The organism is Yersinia sp. 2542 StPb PI, from assembly GCF_048593855.1.
GTDB lineage: Bacteria > Pseudomonadota > Gammaproteobacteria > Enterobacterales > Enterobacteriaceae > Yersinia > Yersinia enterocolitica_E.
In genome coordinates this window covers 1-19,756 of sequence record NZ_JAZGQA010000077.1, presented here as the reverse complement: position 1 = coordinate 19,756, position 19,756 = coordinate 1, and the positions used below count along the sequence as shown (strand labels likewise).

The following is a 19,756-nucleotide window of genomic DNA, read 5'->3' as shown; positions in this document are numbered from 1 at the left end:
ATATTATTAAATACCATTTTAATGTTGTAATTGATCAAGATTCGCTAAATTACCAACGCTTTTTGACACATATGCAATTTTTTATCCAGCGTATGATTGAAAGTAACCAGATAGAAACCAAAGATGACTTTATTTTTGAACAAATGATCCGCGAGTACCCTGGTGAGTACCGTTGCAGTATGTTAATCGGTGAATACATCAAAAATCTGCTCAGTATTACTCTCTCAAATGATGAAATGTTGTATTTAATCATTCATTTAGTTCGTATTGCAGGCTCGTCAATAGATGAAGAGTAGCACCAAATAACAACCGGTGGTATTTCAGTATGGGTTTGTCTGTCAGCGACAAAAAAGTATAACAGACAAATCTCACATCCTTCAGATTATTTAATTACAAAACACCAAGTTAAGTTAATTAAAATAAACTTGACGATATCCTCGCAAATACAATACATCGTCTCACCTTAACTGTTTTTTTATTTTAAATAGAGTGGTAGTTTGCCATTCTATATTCACATTTGAATTTTTTTTGTGTTGTTTTTAACATCAATAATGATTTTTAAGTGCCAGGTTGGTCGATGCCTCATTGAGAAACATCTGTCAAAACAAATATCAAATCACTATAACCGGCTAAAGCATTAGATCCGTTACCTCCCGTTCCTTAGGTGCTACCCAATAGTAGGTCTAAAATGAAAAAAATAAATCAGGATGTCGTGCTTACCCCCGTCGAACAGATTGACATGTCGGGGAAATCTGCAATCAAGAGAGTTATTGCACACATAAATCAGATGAACATAAATACTATGCCCATGGCATTATTTATGACTATTTCAGCCATTGTATTCATTTCGGCTTATGCCAGTTACTTACCCAAAAATATGATTGGCGGGCTGGCTGTAATCATGACGATGGGTTTTGTTTTATCACATATCGGCCGCCACATACCGCTGTTGAAAGATATCGGTGGGCCAGCAATTTTGTGTTTAATGGTGCCCTCGGTTTTGGTTTATTTTGGTATTTTCCAAACCAACACCTTGGATACTGTCCATTTGCTGATGAAAGAGGCGAACTTACTCTATTTTGTTATCGCCAGTCTGGTGGTCGGCAGTATTCTTGGGATGAACCGCGTGGTGCTTATTCAGGGAATGACCCGGATGTTTGTCCCGCTAGTGGTGGGAACCATTACGGCGGTGGTTACGGGTTTGCTGGTGGGTAAATTATTTGGTTTTACTCTCTATCACACCTTCTTCTTTATTATTGTACCTATCATCGGTGGCGGTATTGGCGAGGGCATCTTGCCATTATCGTTGGCTTACTCGGCTATCCTTGGTCAGGCTCCTGATGTGTATGTGGCTCAACTGGCACCGGCTGCGGTGATGGGGAATATTTTCGCTATTATTTGTGCCGGGGTGCTGGCGCGTATTGGTCTACGTCGCAAGGATCTCAATGGCGAGGGGATGTTAATTCGCTCGGCACAAGATAATGCGGTATTCACCGCCCAGGAAGGGCCAAAGCAAGCCGATTTCCAACTGATGGGCGGTGGGTTATTAATGACCTGTGCTTTCTTTATTGTCGGGGGCTTATTTGAAAAGATTGTCCACATTCCCGGCCCGGTGCTGATGATTTTGATTGCGGTGATGTGTAAATATGCGCAGGTTATTCCGTCGAAAATGGAACAAGGTGCGCACAGTTGGTATAAATTCGTCTCCACCACACTGGTATGGCCGCTGATGATAGGATTGGGGATGCTGTATGTTCCACTGGAAAGTGTCGTCGCCGTATTCTCTGTCGGTTATGTGGTGGTGTGTGGTGCGGTGGTGTTGTCGATGGCCGCGGTCAGTTTTATTATCGCGCCCTATCTGAATATGTATCCGGTTGAAGCGTCGATCGTCACCAGTTGCCACAGCGGGCTAGGTGGCACCGGTGATGTTGCTATTCTCTCTGCCTCGAACCGGATGTCACTGATGCCATTTGCCCAGATAGCAACCCGTATCGGCGGTGCGTCCACCGTCATTGGGGCTACGTTACTGTTGGGTTGGATTATGTAAATAACAGCCCGATAAGACTGAGGTCATCAGCGGCATCCCTGAGCGGATGCCGCTGGTTTTTTATCAGGACAGTTTTGGTGCGTGCTGATTGATAAAAACAGCTTCGAGGCAGTGCGGCTCATTACTGGCAATACTGCTTTAATACTTCTTGCTGACTGGGTAGCAACTTGTAGAGATAAACTGGCCGACCGGTCGCACCGTAAAGTACCTTAGTGCTTAAAACTTCGGTATCAGAAAGGTAAATCAAATATTTGCGACAAGAAACCCGTGAAATACCAATGGCGTTGGCCATCTGTTCGGTTGAAAATTCCCCATCCTGCATTTCCTGAATCCATTCACACACCGTGCGCAGTGTTTGTGCTGTCAGCCCCTTGGGTAGTTTCTTGCGCTCAGCTGGCGTCGCATTGCTACGCCGCAGTAATGAGTCGACATCTTCCTGAGCACAATATTCACGTTGTCCCAGCAAACTCTGTTTTTCCCGGTAAGTGGAGAGTGCCTCTTCGAAACGCGAAAACTGGAAGGGTTTAATTAAATAGTCCACTACGCCGTATTGCAGCGCTTTCTTGATGGTATTCACATCGGTAGCAGATGAAATAACAATCACGTCAGTATGTTCGCTGAATTCACGCAACACTGGCAGCAAATCCAAGCCATTGTCTTGGCGCATAAAAACATCCAATAACACCAGGTCAATGGGGTGTTCTGTTGTCATCAAATGCTCTCTGGCTTGCTGTAAACTGGACACCGTACCGCAGCAGTTAAAGCCCGCCACTTGGCTCAGATAGCACTTGTTCAGCTCAGCTACCATTGCATCATCATCTACTATCAATACATTAATCATGATTTACCGCGCTGATGTTGTTTGAAGGAATGTCATTCGGTGTGATGTCGTAAGGAAGGCTGATAAAGAACTGGGTAAAAACGCCCGCTTCAGAATCAAATTCTATATTGCCACCAATACTCTCTAAACTCTGACGCACCAGGCTCAAACCGATACCGTGCTCATTTCCTTTAGTGGAAAATCCATTATCAAAAATACGGCTTTGCAATTCTGATGCGATACCCGGCCCATCATCGCTGACAACACAATGTATCCGGCCATTTTGATAGTGGAAGCTGACATTGATCTCCCGTTGACTCAGGCTACCAATGGCGTCCATGGCATTCTCGATTAGATTACCCAACACCGTAATCAAAGTGGTGGTCACTTGCTCATTATCGGTATCGGGGAGCAGGCTCTCGTCACTGATGGATAAGGTTATCCCCAAATCGCGCGCACGGTTAATTTTCCCCAACAGGAAACCGGCTATCACCGGCGATTTTACTTTACGCAGCAGCGATCCAATTTCTGCCTGATAATTATTGGAGGTTTTAACGATGTAATCTTCAAGTTGCTGATAATACTTCATATGCAACAGACCCAAAATGACATGAAGTTTATTCATAAATTCATGTGACTGCGCCCGCAACGCGTCGGCATAGTGCACCATACCGGTCAAGCGTTGCATCAGTTGGCTCACTTCAGTTTTATCTCGGAAGGTGGCGATGGCACCGATAATATCGCCTTTTACTATTACCGGAACGGTGTTGGTCAGTAATATGCTGCCATTAAAGTTTATCTCTTCATCACGGCGAGCGATGCCCGTTTCCAATACTTGCTGTAAGTACAAGCGCACCGGCCAATATTTGCTGGCATTACTTAATAATAAGTTCTCCATCGGCCCACTTTGTTTAAATAAGCGCTTTGCTTCATGGTTAACGACGGTAATGCGTGAGTTGGCATCAACCGCAATGACGCCTTCCTTAATGGATTGCAACATGGCGTTACGCTGTTCGAATAAATTAGATATTTCATACGGCTCGAAACCTAGCATAATTCGTTTAAGCGCTTTGACTAAAAACCAGGTGCCCAAGGAGCCAATCAGAGCTCCGAATAATATGGTCCAGGGAATGGTCCAGCGAGTTTCGCTCACTACCGAATCGATACTGGTCAGTGAGATACCAATAGCGACCACCCCTAGCTGTTTGCCGTGCGGCTCATAGACCGGAATAAAAATACGTAATGCTCGCTCAAGGACGCCACGGTTTATCGCACTGTTCTCTTTCCCCTCAAGCGCGGGTTGCAGATCATTACCGATAAAGTGTTGCCCGATCATTTCAGGATTAGGGTGTGAATAACGGATGCCTTTCATATCGGTAACCACGATGAACAACAGACCATTGGCTTTCTGAACTTCACTGGCATAAGCCTGAATCTGCCGTCCGGCAGCCGGGTCACTCAATCCGTTAATAATCGTGGGCGAGAACGATAATGTGCGTGCTACGGCAACGGCCTTGTCTTGCAAACTATCCTGTGCCATTTGACTGAGCTGAATAAAGAACAGGGTGTGAACCACCAACAGCACCGAGACAATGACCCCAGAAACCATCAAGGTAATCGTGGTGCTGAGCCGTAACGGCACTTTTTGCTTTGCTGCCGTTGTTGCGTTGTTCATGTCATGCTCCAGAGACACTGACCAGTGTGATGCATCGACCGCTAGATTGAGGTAATGGGGGTGGGTGAATCAGCGGTAAGCTAAATAAACGGGTAAACTCAATTACCCTATAGTTTACGCCGTTTATTTATTAGGATGCTAAGACTTAGAATTACTTTAACTACATAACGATTTATATAATTATTCAAACTGAATGCTGTCAGGCGGTTGTCCCATTTGCCGCGCAAGGAACCGCTACAAGCGGTTTTATCATCAATTTGCCAGGCGGGGGGCGGAGGCGATGATCAATTCAATCTCTTTATCGGCCAACTCGTCATGGGCCGCTGCCGATAAACTGCTATCAGTGATAACCACATCAAAATCAGCTAACGGTAATGCCAGATAGGTGGCTATTTTGCCGTATTTTGACGCATCAGCCAGTAGCACGCGCTTACTGCTGACTTCACAGACTGCTCGTTTGACCACCACCTTATCTTCGTCTGGCGTAGAGATACCCCGCAATCCCCAGCAGGATGCGGAAATAAAAGCGATATCGATGGACAAGTTTCGTAGGGCGCGGGCTGCTGCCTCACCGACACATGAGCGGTTTTCACGACACAGTGTGCCGCCGGAGTGAATCATTCTGCATTGGCAGGATTCAATCAGAAAGTTGGCGATGACGAAGTCATTAGTTACCACCAATAAATCATCCCTGGCTTCCAATTGGCGCGCCAGTGCCAGTGTCGTTGTTCCCGCATCAAGATAAATACAGCTATTACGTGGGATATGCAGTGCGGCTGACATGCCAATGGCATTTTTCTGGCTGCTATACATCAGTGTCTTATCCAGATGCGAGGGTTCTGCGGCCAGCCGCTCAGTGGAACGCACCCCACCTGACACTGATAACACCGCGCCTTGCTCTTCCAGCTTCTGCACGTCACGGCGAATAGTCATGTGTGATACGCCTAAACGATCAGTCAGTTCAGCAATGCTAACCACTCCACGTTCGGCAACCAGTGCCAGAATCTGTTGGTGACGTTCAACCGGTATCACGTTAACTCCTCGCCAAATTCACCCACTTGCGGGCTATAGGATGGTAATTAATGTGATTATACGTCAAGAGTGAAAATTTCTTTCTCATTTTTTAACGTAAATGTTACGCACCGCGGTGAGATGGGTGATGTTGCGGGTAAAAAAAGGCGGTAAAAATAGCTAATTGATTAATTTTGCTGCTGAATGCAGGGTTGAGCTACTGAATGGGCAAATGTGAAATGATGTGATTTAATGATTTTTTGTGTTAATTATTGTGATTTAACTCACGATAACAGCCTTTACCTCCGGCTATGCTTAACATAAGAAATCAAATTATCACCAAAATTAACACGGAGAGAATATGACTCACGCAGAAACACTATCAGTATGCGTTATCGGGCTAGGCTCTATGGGAATGGGGTCCGCACAGTCTTGTATTAAAGCCGGGCTACAGACCTACGGCGTTGATCTTAATCCGCTGGCACTGGAAACCTTACGAAAAAATGGCGCGATAAGCGCCCAAGTCAGCGCGGATGATTTTGCCAATAAATTGGATGCCGTTGTGGTGCTGGTGGTGAATGCTGCTCAAGTAAAACAGATTCTATTGGGCGAGCAGGGGTTGGCGGCCAAATTAAGGCCCGGCACTGCCGTTATGGTGTCGTCAACTATCTCAGCCCAGGATGCCAAATTGATCGAGCAAGGGCTGTTGGCACATAACCTCATTATGTTGGATGCGCCAGTATCGGGCGGCGCAGTGAAAGCTGCTGCGGGTGAAATGACGGTAATGGCCTCCGGTAGCAGTGCTGCCTTCGAAAAGTTACAGCCAGTATTAGACGCGGTAGCCGGGCAGGTTTATCGCATCGGCGATGAAATTGGCCTGGGCGCAACCGTGAAAATTATCCACCAGTTGTTAGCCGGGGTCCATATTGCTGCCGGTGCCGAAGCGATGGCACTGGCCGCGCGCGCGGGGATCCCGTTGGATACGATGTATGAAGTTGTCACCCATGCCGCGGGTAACTCGTGGATGTTTGAAAACCGTATGCGCCATGTCGTGGATGGTGATTATTCGCCCAAATCGGCGGTAGATATTTTTGTAAAAGATTTAGGGCTGGTGACCGATACCGCCAAAGCGCTGCACTTTCCTCTGCCATTGGCATCAACCGCCTTCAACATGTTTACTTCAGCCAGTAATGCCGGTTTTGGTCAGCAGGATGACAGCGCGGTAATCAAGATTTTCAGTGGTATTACCTTGCCGGAAAAACAGGAGAATATCTAATGCGACTCGGTGTAATTGCGGATGATTTTACCGGTGCGACCGATATTGCCAGTTTTCTGGTGGAAAATGGCATGTCGACGGTGCAAATCAATGGTGTGCCTGATGCCGATTATCATGTGAATGCCGATGCGGCAGTGGTCAGCCTGAAATCACGATCTTGCCCAACGGCAACTGCGGTGGCGGACTCACTGGCGGCCCTGGCATGGTTACAAGCGCAGGGCTGCCAACAATTCTACTTCAAATACTGCTCAACCTTCGACAGCACCGCGCAAGGCAATATTGGCCCGGTCACTGATGCATTACTGGATGCACTGGGTCAACAACAAACCATCATCTCTCCGGCGCTACCAGTGAATGGAAGGACGGTATATCAGGGCTACCTGTTTGTGATGGGGCAACTGCTGGCGGAGTCGGGGATGCGCAATCACCCAGTGACGCCGATGACAGACAGCAATCTCTTGCGGCTGATGGACGCACAAGCGCGCGGTCGCAGTGGATTAATCAACAGTACAGTGATGGACCAAGGGGTTCAGGCCGTGAGATCACAGCTCACTCGCCTGAAGGAAGAGGGCATACGTTATGTGGTGCTGGATAGCTTAAACGAGAGTCACTTGCTCACGCAGGGTGAAGCAGTACGCGACATGGTACTGGTGACCGGGGGATCCGGCTTGGCCATCGGTCTGGCACGGCAATGGGCTTGTGATGAGTCCGATCAGCCGCAAGCCACATCTGCTGGTGCACCACAAGGCAAACTGTGTGTAGTGCTGTCGGGGTCATGCTCGGCGATGACCAACCGTCAAGTGGCTCGTTATGCACCACAAGCGCCTAGCCAATCGATAGATATCGCCCGTTGCCTAAATGAACCTGAATCTTATGCTGAAGAGTTATGCGCATGGGTAATGGAAAATGCGGGCGGTCCGTTGGCACCGTTACTGTATGCCACCGCTGAACCCGAGGTGTTACAAAAAATTCAGCAGCAGTGGGGGGCGGCTGCCAGTAGTGAGGCGGTAGAGCGGCTGTTCGGTACCATTGCACACCGTTTACAACAACTTGGCTTCCAGCGTTTTATCGTGGCGGGTGGCGAAACCTCAGGGATTGTTGCGCAGTCACTGGGTATTCAAGCTTTCCATATCGGCCCGGCAATCTCACCGGGAGTACCTTGGGTAAAATCCACAGATCATCCGGTTTCACTGGCGTTGAAGTCAGGTAATTTTGGTGACGAAAACTTTTTTGCCAGAGCACAAACGGAGTTCGCAGTATGAATGAGCAGCAAGCGCGGGAAGAGATGGTTAAGTTAGGCGCGTCCTTTTTCCAACGGGGCTACGCCACCGGCTCAGCGGGAAATCTGTCAATGAAACTGGCTGATGGCACATTATTGGCCACACCAACAGGTTCCTGTCTGGGTGAACTGCATGCGGAACGGTTATCAAAAGTCAGTTTGGAAGGTGAATGGATCTCAGGTGATAAACCGTCAAAAGAGGTCAGTTTTCATCGCGCAATCTATCTTAATAACCCTGCGTGTGAAGCGGTTGTTCACCTCCATTGCCTCTATCTGACAGCGCTTTCCTGCTTACAAGGGCTGGATAGCCGTAATGCCATCAAGCCCTTTACACCTTATGTGGTGATGCGGGTCGGCGATGTCCCGGTGGTGCCATATTATCGTCCAGGTGACGCGCGGTTGGGTGAGGCGTTGGCAAAGCTGGCACCCCATTATCGTGCTTTCCTGCTGGCAAATCATGGCCCGGTTGTGGTGGGTAAAAGCCTACGGGAAGCCGCTGATAATATGGAGGAGCTAGAGGAAACCGCTCGTCTGATATTTACGCTGGGTGACCGACCTATTCGCTATTTGACTGATGACGAAATTGCAGAGTTAAGGAGTTAAAGATGCCTAAGTTTGCGGCTAATTTATCAATGATGTTTACCGAGGTTCCTTTCCTGGATCGCTTTAAGGCGGCCAAAGATGCCGGTTTCAGTGCGGTGGAGTTTCTATTCCCTTACGACTATCCGGCGGCACTCCTTGCACAGATACTGGCAGAAAACAGCTTGCAGCAAGTGCTGTTTAATACCGCACCTGGAAATACCAGTAGCGGTGAATGGGGGCTGACGGCACTACCCGGCCGGGAGCAAGAGGCGCGCCGTGATATTGATTTGGCGTTGGAGTATGCATTAGTGCTGGGGTGCCCGTCAGTCCATGTGATGGCCGGTGTGGTGCCGGTGGGGGCTGATCGTGCAGCTTATCAGCAGACATTTGTTGAAAATATTCGCTATGCGGCTGACCGCTTTGCCGAACATAATATTAAGGTAATGATTGAGGCGTTAAACCCGAAAATAAAACCTAATTATCTTTTTTCCAGTCAGTATCAGACCTTGGAACTGGCTAATGTTATCGACCGCCCTAATGTATTTACCCAATTGGATCTCTTCCATGCGCAAATAGTGGATGGCAACCTCAGTCAGTTAATTACCTCTTTAGCTGGGCGCTATGGCCATATTCAAATTGCCTCGGTGCCGAATCGTCATGAACCAGATGAAGGGGAGATTAACTACCCGTACTTATTCGATCTACTCGATAGTATTAACTATAGCGGCTGGGTTGGTTGCGAGTATCAACCACGGGCTAATACGATGGCAGGCTTAGGCTGGATAAAACCTTACCAATCATAGCTGCTGGTATCGAACACTTCACCGGGTTGTTTGAATCACAGAAATAATAATTACAGAGTCGAGAAAACATCGTGACGTCGTTTGGCGGCCGCGCGCTATTTCTTCGCTACTCGCATTAGGCGGGTGTGGCTCAGAATAAAATTAATAGAAAAGTGCCAATAAGCACATAACAAACAACCCATGTAATATTTTTTGTTATCGAGGTTTAAATAATGTCTACCTCCCTACTGCTGACTATTGCTGTTGCCAGCGTTTTACTTTTATTAATATTGGTCATTAAAGGCAAGGTCCATCCCTTTGTTGCGCTATTGGTTGTCAGTTTGTTGGTTGCAATAGCAACAGGTATTCCGGTCAGTAATATCATGAAAGTGATTATGTCCGGTATGGGCGGATTGCTTGGTTCGATAACCATAATTATTGTGCTTGGGTCAATGCTGGGAGGGCTGATTGAAGCCTCCGGTGGTGCGGAATCTCTGGCTCAACGATTTACTGGCTCATTGGGGATCAAGCGCACGGTCATGGCATTAACCCTGACTGCCTTTATTTTGGGGATCCCCGTATTTTTTGAAGTTGGCTTTATCATTGTTATCCCGCTTATTTATGGTTTCGCTAAAGTTGCTAAAGTATCACCCATTAAATTTGGCCTGCCTATGGCCGGGGTCATGCTAACAGTACATGTGGCCTTGCCAACTCATCCGGGAGCAGCGGCGGCGGCTGGGCTATTGGGTGCGGATATGGGGCGGCTAATGATGATTGGCATCCTTATCTCTATTCCGGTCGGGCTGATAGGGTATTGGGTCGCGAAGAGTATGAATCGCCGTAACTATGCGCTTTCAATTGACGTATTGGAGCAGTTGCAGTTGGCAAAACCTGAAACCGGGATTGCTGCTGAACCGGCGAAAGATATTCGCGACCGAATCCCGGGGGCGGGGTTAATTGCTTCACTTATCATTATTCCCATCGCCTTGATCATGCTAGGTTCGTTGGCTGCCACCGAGTTGCCTGAAGAGAGCTTGCTGCGAGAAGTTATCGTGCTTATCGGTACGCCCGCCATTGCATTGTTAATTGCTCTGGGGTTAGCAACCTATCTGTTGGGTATTCGCCGTGGCTGGGGCAAGGACAAAATAGAACAGATTATGGGGGATGCTATTCCAACGTCGGCGGCGGTCATTATGGTAGCTGGCGCTGGTGGCGCTTTTGGTAAGGTTCTGGTTGAGTCTGGTGTTGGCAAAGCATTGGCGGTTTCACTGGAAGCTATCCACTTGCCTTTAATTCCCGCGGCTTTTCTGCTCTCGCTGGCGTTACGTGCTTCTCAAGGCTCGGCTACCGTAGCAATCCTGACTACCAGTGGTTTGCTGACTCAAGCGGTTACCGGGCTTGATAGCATGCAGTTAGTATTGGTGACCCTTTCGGCGTGTTTTGGTGGCTTGGGGTTATCCCATGTTAATGATGCTGGATTTTGGGTGGTAACACGTTATCTGGGGCTTTCCGTCGCTGATGGATTAAAAACCTGGACAGTATTGACGACGCTGATGGGGCTAACCGGATTTGCTTTGGTATGGTTGGCATGGGTCTTGGTATAAAGAACAGCAGTCGATAGGAATAAACTAATAATAAGAGTCCGCAGGCCAGGCGGATTCTTATTACATTCACTTTCCCTGTGGCGATTATTCCCCAACACTTTGCCAGTAATCACTCACTATTATGCTAATTTAATGTCAGCTTACCTACTAATCTACTACCGCTAATTAAATCATTCCTACGTCATTACGCCTATCACATATCGCTAATGTCATGATACTGCAATAGTATCGTTGTTCTCTCGTCTGACCAAAAATAATCAATATATTGAAAACAACTGATATACAGCTTTCTAAACCTAAGCTATCTTAGCTTAAGAATTTCATGATTAATTGATAAAACCAAAGGTGAAAGAAGTCAGGATTCATTATTACCATTTTATATAAATTAAAATGTGAAAGTATTACTGTCGCCTAAAATAAGCGATAGAGGCAAAAAAAAAGACAGAAAAATAAACAAAAGGTAAACGGGAGATAGCGAATATGCCTACAGATGATAGCAAGAATGGAATTATCGACTACGTATCCACCGGGCATCTACCTGACCCAGACACTGTGGTTAAATTGGTGCAAGAAGCTCATAAACGTTTTGGTGCCGATACCGAAGGTGTAGTTTCTAGCGTTTATCCTGCATTGGAACGCGTTGCGCCGAATCTGTTTGGCGTCTGCATGGTTGGCACCAACGGTAAAGTGCATTCTGCCGGTGATGTAGATGTTGAGTTTACCATCATGAGTGTCTCCAAACCCTTTGTGTTTGCACTGGTTTGTCAGGCTATCGGAGCCAAAGTCGCACGTGAAAAACTGGGCGTGAACAGCACCGGTATGGCATTTAACTCCGTTACTGCGATTGAACGCACGCCAGATGGCCGCACTAACCCGATGGTGAACTCCGGTGCGATTGCCACCACCAGTCTGGTACCTGGATCAACCAGTGATGAGCAGTGGAAATTCATCTATGACGGATTGTGCCGTTTTGCCGGACGCAAGCTGACACTAAACGAAGAAGTGTATCAATCTGCCTGTGAAACCAACTTCCGTAACCGTGGTATCGCTAATGTGCTGCATGGTTATGGCCGTTTGGGGTGCGATCCTCTTATTGCTACCGACTTATATACCCGCCAATGTTCGCTGAATGTCAGCGCCAAAGATCTTGCGGTGATGGGCGCGACACTGGCTGATGGTGGGGTTAACCCACTGACTCGCGAGCGGGTGGTGGACAACGATGTATGTCATTACGCATTAGCGGTAATGGTAACAGCAGGGTTGTACGAAACGTCTGGTGACTGGCTTTATGACATTGGTCTGCCGGGCAAAAGCGGTATTGGTGGTGGAATTGTGACGGTGTCACCTGGAAAGGGGGGGTTAGGGACGTTTGCACCGCTACTCGACAGTGCGGGTAACAGCGTTAAAGGGCAACTGGCTGCCCGGTTCTTATCACGTAGTCTTGGGATGGACATGTTTGTTTCTGAGCCTTACACCGAAAAGAGTTGAGTTACACGATCTGAGCATTGCGCTGACAGTCATATTGTTTCGTGTGCAAGGTTGATTTAAGAACGAGAGCACTTGGTAGACGAAATTATCTCGCAAGCCAAAGGGCTCGAAAACAAGAATACATGTCAAAAGGATAGAGAATTTATGGCGAATCAATCAACTCACCGCGCTGGTGCGGAAGTTAAAGAATCCTGGGTGCCGATGATAACCATCGCATTAGCCCAGATTCTGATGTCATTCAACGTTGCCTCCCTACCGGTCGCGTTGGGTGGGATGGTAAAAAGTTTTAATGTGCCACCCACCACCATCGCCACCGCGATTGTTATGTACTCATTATCTGTTGCGGGCTTCGTGATGTTGGGTGCCAAACTCAACCAACGTTTTGGGCCGCTGGTGGTATTTCGCAGCACAGTACTGCTGTTTGGTATCGCGCAGGTCATGATGACATTCAGCCCGAATGTTACTGTAATGATCAGTGCGCAAGCATTAAGTGGCTTGGCGGGGGCGGCTTTGGTGCCAGCACTGGTCGCTTTGATCGCTGAAAACTACCGTGGTACACAACAGGCGACGGCGCTCGGCGCTTTAGGCTCAGCTCGAGCCGGTGCGGGTGTCGCGGCGTTTCTGATCGGTGGTGTCCTGGGTACCTATATCGGCTGGCGTCCAGCGTTCGGTATTTTGATTGTGTTATCAGCCGTGATCTTTGTGCTGAGCTTCCGATTGAAATCTGATAACGGTCGTCCTGAAGTGGGCATCGATGTGTTTGGGGTGGTACTGGCGGCATCGGCGATTATTCTGCTGTCGTTTGGTTTTAATAACCTGAACCGCTGGGGCTTCGGTCTGGTGCGTGATGGTGCGCCCTTTGATTTGTTAGGCTTCTCACCCGCGCCCTTCATGATTGTATTGGGTATTGTGTTGGGTCAGGCGTTTGTGGTTTGGACCCGTCGCCGTCAGGAACAAGGTAAAACACCGTTACTGGCACTGGAAGTGATTACCTCATCTACGGAAAAAGCGGCAGTATTCGCTATGTTTGCCGTGGTCGCACTGGAAGCGATGTTGAACTTCTCAGTTCCGTTGTATATCCAGATAGTGCAGGGCAGTACCCCGATGGCAACAGCGATTGCCATGATGCCATTTAACTTGTCAGTGTTCTTCTCCGCGATGCTGATAGTCCGTTTCTATAAGAAATTGACACCACGCAAAATCGGCCGTTATGGTTTTATCACCTGTACCATCGCCCTGTTGTGGTTGGCATTCGTGGTGCGCAATAACTGGAGTGAGTTCGCGGTACTGTTCGGCCTGGTGGTATTCGGTCTGGCACAGGGCGCATTGGTGACCTTGCTGTTTAACGTATTAGTCAGTGCATCACCGAAAGAGTTGGCAGGCGATGTTGGTTCGTTGCGTGGTACGACTAACAACCTGGCAAATGCCATCGGTACTGCGGTTGCCGGTGCTTTGTTGGTCGGTTTGCTCAGTGCTAACGTGCTGCGTGGTGTGGCTGAAACGCCAATTCTGACGCCAGAAATTCAGGCTCAGATCAATATGGACAGCATCAACTTCGTCAGCAATGACCGCCTGCAAGGTGTGTTAGCTCAGACGACGGCGACACCTGAACAGGTTGCCGAAGCGGTGCGAGTCAATGAAGAGGCACGTTTACGAGCGCTGAAATTTGGCTTACTGATTATGGCGTTGCTATCACTGCTGGCTATCTTCCCAGCAGGCCGCTTGCCTGATTACTTACCGGGCGAATTGCCTGCGGATAATCTGGATCCTAAAGCCCGCAAATAACATGCTGTATTGATAGAAGAAAACGCTAAAACGAGCCTGGCAGTGTGCTGCGAAAACAGCCACTGTCAGTGTTCAACCCGCTTTAACCCCATCAGTTATAATATCATCGGCAGTGCGCCTTGTGGCGGCGCTGATGACTGATGCTCGTTTTACAACTTCAATATCGTAATCGCCGGGAACTGCAAGTGATGCATAAACTCACGCAGGATAAGCAAGCGTGCGGCAAACACATTATCTGCCGGTATCCCTTCAGAGGCTGCGGGTCTACCCATCATTACCGCCGCCAGCCTGTCAAACACCCGCTCTACCGCCTCAAGCGATAAGTGCATTTCGCTCTGTAAAGGCAAACCCGCGAGCTGAGCTATCTCGGCTATCTCGCTATCGGTAGTAACTAATTGGGAGGTTTTATTCAGCGCGGGGCTAATACGGATAACTTCATCTTCAACCACCATAATGGCGGTTTCCATCTCATCAGCCGTTGGCGGATTGTGGCGGAAATAGCGCTGAGCTGTATGGGTATCACCCACGGTAAGTGGCCATTGAGCACCCGTCGGGTCAGTAATTACCGTGCTTGCATCACGACCAATATGCAGCAGGGTGATGACCTGCGCGCTATTACTGAGAGATGCGCGGATAGTTTCATATTCGGTCTGAATGCTATGCATTATCTACCACCTAAAGGGCTAGCGTTACTCAATTAATCCATGTGGAACAACCAAATTACCCCGGAAAACCTGCGGATTTACATGTTTACCCGCGCGGGCATCAATTAAGTCGACCACTTTTCTCGCCAATGTTTCTAATGAATACTCGATTGCTGGCACTGCCGGGATACCGGGTAATTGCACTGAACCATCCAGGCTGAAAACCATCACTTTATCAGGAACGGTACGCTTGAAGACATGCAATAGCGAGATGGCCTTTTGCGCTTCGATTTCATCCATTACCAACAGCGCATTAAATTGTGCACCGTTATTCAATAGTGTCTGCAACGCCTCTGAAGAGGAGTGAACGTTACCCATCACTAAACTGCGGTTATAGGGAATCAGGTAATTCTCCAACGCCCGTTGATAACCCAGTAGCGTCTGTTCCGCCACCGTGCCAGAGGCATGATTTAACAGCGCAATATGTCGGCGGCCCTGACTGACCAAATAGTGACAGGCAGTTTCTGCTGCGAATGAGTGATCGAATAAAATACTGTTAGGGGTAGAGGACTCAAGACAATCAATCATGATGATATTTTCATCATGAGATGGCAGCGCAAAGCGCGCCCCGATGATGATAATGGCATCGCACAAACCATTGGCGAGCTCAGCGACGGCATTTGCTACCCCGATGCTATTGTCGGCAAAACGCAGTAATAAATGCTTTTGATGCTGGCTGAACTGTTTTTCCAAGGCAAACAGATAACTGGTTGTTTGTTGAATGTGTTCAGTAGCGCAAATCACACCGACACACCCGGTTGACTGTGCAGTCAGAAACTGGGCGATGACATTCGGTTTATAATTCAGAGTCTCAACGGCCTTCATCACCGCCAGACGGCTCTCTTCCTTGACGCCGCGTGAACCGCTTAACACCCGGGACACTGTAGCTTTAGATACGTTGGCTAACCGCGATACATCATTAATAGTCGACATAACTTCACTCCACTTTATCTGATCAATGGCCAGAGGGCCTGGTCAGTTCCCTATTTCCTTGGTTCCAGTCTTACTGCATCTATTCTATACCGCGATCATCATAACGGAAACCGTTGTTACCAAGGAGTATCCAATAAAACAGCTCCCAGTGCTTAGCTTTTTGTGACGTCTTTCACAACTGCATATCTTTCAGTGGTTAAATGTTTGAGCGCGCTCTCATATCTATTCCGTTTGCATGGAAACCGGTTTCCATTTTGTTTCCAATGAGGCTCAATATGACCAAATCACTCTGAGGCGATACGTAATGAAAAAGATAATGTTGTGCTGCTCCGCCGGGATGTCTACCAGCATGTTAGTGAAAAAAATGTTGGCTGAGGCAGCAACGCGCGGACTTGAGGTTCAGATTGATGCTTTCGGTGCCAGTGAATTCAATGAACAGTTCAGCCGCTATCAGGTTGTGCTATTGGGGCCACAGGTGAAATATATGCAACGTGATTTGGCGGCAATCGCTGAGCCGTTAGGGATCCCGGTGATGACTATCGACATGATGGATTACGGTATGCAACGCGGTGATAAGGTGCTCGACTTCGCCTTATCTCTTATTAATGCAGTGAAATAAAAGGTATCTGCAATGAGTTCTCTTTACCAAGCAATGGTTGGAATGATAGAGCAAACCATTACGCCACTGGCTGGGCGGCTGGGGCAACAGAAATACATAATCGCCATTCGTGACGGGTTTACTTCGGCACTGCCGTTTATGATTATTGGCTCATTTATGCTGGTGTTCATTTTCCCGCCGTTTTCTGCGGACACCACATGGGGTTTTGCCCGTGGTTGGTTAAACTTCTCGAGTACCTATCGCGAGCAATTGATGTTGCCTTTCAATCTCAGCATGGGGGTGATGACCTTCTTTATCTCGGTGGGGATTGGTGCCAGCCTTGGGCGGCAATATAAGTTGGACCCAATCATGACCGGTCTGCTGGCATTGATGTCCTTTTTGCTGGTAGCAGCACCTTATGCTGATGGGCACATTTCAACCCAATATTTCTCAGGGCAAGGGATTTTCACCGCCATCGTTACCGCGGTGTATTCCACTGAGTTGTATGCATTCCTCAAACGCCACAATATTACTATCCGCCTGCCGAAAGAAGTGCCGACCGGGGTTGCACGATCTTTTGAAATTCTGATCCCCGTAGTGGCAGTGGTTGCGACATTGCATCCACTGAATTTATTTATCGCATCCTCCACAGGAATGATTATTCCAGAAGCGATTATGCACCTGTTGGCACCTTTAGTTTCTGCCTCAGATTCGCTGCCTGCCATTTTGTTGTCGGTTCTGTTATGCCAAATTTTGTGGTTCGCCGGTATCCATGGCGCATTGATTGTCACCGGCATCATGAACCCGTTCTGGATGACCAATTTAGCGCTGAATCAAGCGGCTTTAGCTGCCGGAGCGCCGTTACCTCATATCTATCTGCAAGGTTTCTGGGATCACTATCTATTGATCGGTGGTGTGGGTTCGACTTTACCGCTGGCCTTCCTGCTATTACGCAGTAAAGCCATTCATCTGCGCACTATTGGCAAAATGGGGATAGTTCCAAGCTTCTTTAATATTAATGAACCGATTCTATTTGGTGCCCCCATCATCATGAACCCGGTTTTCTTCCTGCCTTTTATATTCGTTCCGATGATCAACGCCACATTGGCCTATATCGCGACCAAATTAGGGTGGATAGCGCAAGTTGTGTCATTAACCCCGTGGACGACGCCTGCGCCAATTGGTGCGTCCTGGGCTGCCAACTGGGCGTTTAGTCCGGTAGTTATGTGTCTGTTATGTATGGTGTTCTCGGCGGTGATGTACTACCCATTCCTCAAAGCTTATGAGCGCAGCTTGCTGAAAGCCGACCAGGAAAAAGAGCAACAACTGAGTTTTGCTGAGTCAGCCGAAACCCGCTAAGTCGTGATTAGATTAATCTTTACGGAGAGTATGATGAAGTATCAATTTCCACATGATTTTTGGTGGGGCAGTGCCAGTTCAGCCCCGCAAACCGAAGGTGAAAGCTTGAGTGGTGGTAAAAGTGCCACTGTTTGGGACACTTGGTTTGACAAGCAACCGGGGCGTTTTCATCAGCAGATTGGGCCGCAACAGACATCAACGTTTTATCAACATTGGCAGCAAGATATTGCTTTGTTGAAACAGTTAAATCACAACAGTTTCCGTACCTCCATCTCATGGGCGCGACTGATCCCCAACGGACGAGGTGAAGTGAATCCGCAGGCAGTGGATTTTTACAATGGTGTCATTGACGAACTGCTGGCACAGGGGATAACCCCATTTATCAATCTGTTTCATTTTGATATGCCAACAGTCATGCAAGAGCTGGGGGGGTGGGAAAGCCGCTATGTGGTGGACGCCTATGCTGAATATGCCGATACCTGTTTTCGTTTATTTGGTGACCGGGTACAACATTGGTTTACCTTCAACGAACCAATCGTGCCAGTCGAAGGTGGCTATCTCTACGATTTCCATTATCCGAATATAGTGGATTTCAAACGGGCGGCCACAGTGGCTTATCACACCGTGCTGGCTCATGCTTTGGCGGTGAAAAAATATCGCCAACGTGAGTTAGGTGGTGAGATTGGCATTATTTTAAATCTCACACCGTCGTATCCGCGTTCTGAAAATCCTGCGGATGTAAAAGCGGCCAATATCGCCGACTTGCTTTTTAATCGCAGTTTCCTCGATCCAGTATTACGCGGCGAGTATCCGGCTGAGCTAACGGCATTACTGAAAGATTACGATCAACTGCCTGCCTGCCAACCTGGAGACAGTGAATTAATTGTTGAGGGTAAAGTAGATTTACTCGGTATCAATTATTATCAGCCACGTAGAATTAAATGCCGCGATAGCCGGGTTAACCCAGAAGCCCCCTTTATGCCAGAATGGTTGTTCGATTATTATCAGATGCCAGGCTGCAAAATGAACCCGCACCGGGGTTGGGAAATTTATGAACCCGGTATTTACGATATCCTAACCAACTTGCGAAAAAACTACGGCAACCCGCGCTGTTTTATTTCAGAAAATGGTATGGGTGTCGAAAATGAACAGCGATTCAGCCACAACGGTCAGATAGATGATAGTTATCGTATTGAGTTTGTTTCCGAGCATTTAAAATGGGTTCACCGTGCTTTGGCGCAAGGGAGCCATTGCCTTGGTTATCATATGTGGACGTTTATTGATAACTGGTCATGGTGTAATGCCTATAAAAATCGTTATGGTTTTGTTCAGTTAGATTTGAAAACGCAGCAACGTATCGTGAAAAAAAGTGGCGAATGGTTTGCGGCAACGGCAAATAATCAAGGTTTTGATGAGGTAGAGCGAAATGATTGATTTGGAAGAGGCCGTAATGGAGATTATCGTCAATGCCGGTCAGGCCAGAAGTCTTTGTTTTGAGGCATTGCGAGCCGCCCGTGAAGGTGATTTTGTTCAAGCGCATGCACTGTTATCGGAATCGGATGGCTTTACCAAGGCCGCACATCGGATGCAAACCAAGCTTATCGAACAAGATGCCGGGGAAGCCAAAACACCGATGACACTGATTATGGTCCATGCTCAAGATCATTTAATGACATCGTTATTAGCCCGTGAATTAACCAATGAATTAGTATTATTATATCAGCGAGGATAAGTCGCCTTGGGTAAATGAAATTCATTGTGTAACTCAAAGAAATATTTAAATTAACTATTGCACTGAGGTCAAATATGAATA

Annotated in this window: 18 protein-coding genes; 13 read left to right on the top strand and 5 right to left on the bottom strand. The window is 47.7% G+C overall.

Annotated features, from left to right (window positions below):
• Together V1952_RS11530 and V1952_RS11525 are read left to right on the top strand one after the other, a co-directional pair.
• The coding region (locus V1952_RS11530; protein WP_420074764.1) for a PRD domain-containing protein at positions 1–296 on the top strand (296 nt) is incomplete at its 5' end.
• A 392-nt stretch (positions 297–688) separates the two neighbouring features.
• Positions 689–2,047, top strand: coding sequence for a 2-hydroxycarboxylate transporter family protein (locus V1952_RS11525; protein WP_420074763.1), 1,359 nt, complete (start codon positions 689–691; stop codon positions 2,045–2,047).
• A gap of 121 nt (positions 2,048–2,168) precedes the next feature.
• Here the strand turns inward: V1952_RS11525 and dcuR are convergent, their stop codons facing one another.
• The 3 genes from dcuR to ygbI all read right to left on the bottom strand — a co-directional run bounded on the left by dcuR (position 2,169) and on the right by ygbI (position 5,574).
• Positions 2,169–2,888: a two-component system response regulator DcuR gene (dcuR, locus tag V1952_RS11520; RefSeq protein ID WP_372558828.1), complete on the bottom strand. Its 720-nt coding sequence runs from the start codon at positions 2,886–2,888 to the stop codon at positions 2,169–2,171.
• Positions 2,881–4,542, bottom strand: a complete 1,662-nt coding sequence (locus tag V1952_RS11515; RefSeq protein ID WP_372558829.1) for a sensor histidine kinase — start codon at positions 4,540–4,542, stop codon at positions 2,881–2,883. The genes dcuR and V1952_RS11515 overlap by 8 nt, the downstream gene beginning before the upstream one ends.
• A gap of 252 nt (positions 4,543–4,794) precedes the next feature.
• Positions 4,795–5,574 carry a DNA-binding transcriptional repressor YgbI gene (ygbI, locus tag V1952_RS11510; RefSeq protein WP_372558830.1) on the bottom strand — a complete coding sequence of 260 codons (780 nt, stop codon included), beginning with the start codon at positions 5,572–5,574 and terminating at the stop codon, positions 4,795–4,797.
• Between the two features lie 340 nt (positions 5,575–5,914).
• Here ygbI and ltnD point away from each other — a divergent pair, with 340 nt between their 5' ends.
• The 7 genes from ltnD (at position 5,915) to V1952_RS11475 (ending at position 14,349) form a co-directional block, all read left to right on the top strand.
• A complete protein-coding gene (gene ltnD / locus V1952_RS11505; RefSeq protein ID WP_420074762.1) occupies positions 5,915–6,829 on the top strand; it encodes an L-threonate dehydrogenase in 915 nt (304 codons plus the stop codon).
• Positions 6,829–8,091, top strand: coding sequence for a 3-oxo-tetronate kinase (gene otnK, locus V1952_RS11500; protein ID WP_420074761.1), 1,263 nt, complete (start codon positions 6,829–6,831; stop codon positions 8,089–8,091). The genes ltnD and otnK overlap by 1 nt, the downstream gene beginning before the upstream one ends.
• Positions 8,088–8,711, top strand: coding sequence for an aldolase (locus V1952_RS11495; RefSeq protein ID WP_372558833.1), 624 nt, complete (start codon positions 8,088–8,090; stop codon positions 8,709–8,711). The genes otnK and V1952_RS11495 overlap by 4 nt, the downstream gene beginning before the upstream one ends.
• Before the next feature lie 2 nt (positions 8,712–8,713).
• Positions 8,714–9,493, top strand: a complete 780-nt coding sequence (gene otnI / locus V1952_RS11490; RefSeq protein WP_372558834.1) for a 2-oxo-tetronate isomerase — start codon at positions 8,714–8,716, stop codon at positions 9,491–9,493.
• Between the two features lie 212 nt (positions 9,494–9,705).
• Positions 9,706–11,076 (top strand): GntP family transporter, encoded by a 1,371-nt coding sequence (locus V1952_RS11485; protein WP_420074760.1) that lies wholly within the window; start codon positions 9,706–9,708, stop codon positions 11,074–11,076.
• A gap of 480 nt (positions 11,077–11,556) precedes the next feature.
• A complete protein-coding gene (gene glsA / locus V1952_RS11480) occupies positions 11,557–12,564 on the top strand; it encodes a glutaminase A (RefSeq protein WP_372558836.1) in 1,008 nt (335 codons plus the stop codon).
• A 144-nt stretch (positions 12,565–12,708) separates the two neighbouring features.
• Complete coding sequence (locus V1952_RS11475) at positions 12,709–14,349, top strand: MFS transporter (RefSeq protein WP_083159083.1); 1,641 nt, start codon at positions 12,709–12,711, stop codon at positions 14,347–14,349.
• 149 nt (positions 14,350–14,498) lie between these two features.
• Here the strand turns inward: V1952_RS11475 and V1952_RS11470 are convergent, their stop codons facing one another.
• Positions 14,499–15,014: a hypothetical protein gene (locus V1952_RS11470; protein ID WP_372558837.1), complete on the bottom strand. Its 516-nt coding sequence runs from the start codon at positions 15,012–15,014 to the stop codon at positions 14,499–14,501.
• A 24-nt stretch (positions 15,015–15,038) separates the two neighbouring features.
• Positions 15,039–15,986, bottom strand: coding sequence for a LacI family DNA-binding transcriptional regulator (locus V1952_RS11465; RefSeq protein ID WP_420074759.1), 948 nt, complete (start codon positions 15,984–15,986; stop codon positions 15,039–15,041).
• Positions 15,987–16,290: 304 nt separating this feature from the next.
• On the opposite strand from V1952_RS11465, the gene V1952_RS11460 reads away from it, so the two are divergent.
• The 4 genes from V1952_RS11460 to V1952_RS11445 are packed head-to-tail and all read left to right on the top strand — an operon-like array spanning position 16,291 to position 19,675.
• On the top strand, positions 16,291–16,605 hold the full coding sequence (locus V1952_RS11460) for a PTS sugar transporter subunit IIB (protein ID WP_042569652.1): 315 nt from the start codon (positions 16,291–16,293) through the stop codon (positions 16,603–16,605).
• A gap of 12 nt (positions 16,606–16,617) precedes the next feature.
• Positions 16,618–17,943: a PTS sugar transporter subunit IIC gene (locus V1952_RS11455; protein WP_372558839.1), complete on the top strand. Its 1,326-nt coding sequence runs from the start codon at positions 16,618–16,620 to the stop codon at positions 17,941–17,943.
• 33 nt (positions 17,944–17,976) lie between these two features.
• Positions 17,977–19,377, top strand: coding sequence for a glycoside hydrolase family 1 protein (locus tag V1952_RS11450; protein ID WP_420072165.1), 1,401 nt, complete (start codon positions 17,977–17,979; stop codon positions 19,375–19,377).
• Complete coding sequence (locus tag V1952_RS11445; protein ID WP_083159078.1) at positions 19,370–19,675, top strand: PTS lactose/cellobiose transporter subunit IIA; 306 nt, start codon at positions 19,370–19,372, stop codon at positions 19,673–19,675. Before V1952_RS11450 ends, V1952_RS11445 begins: the two co-directional genes overlap by 8 nt.
• Positions 19,676–19,756 lie beyond the last annotated feature (81 nt).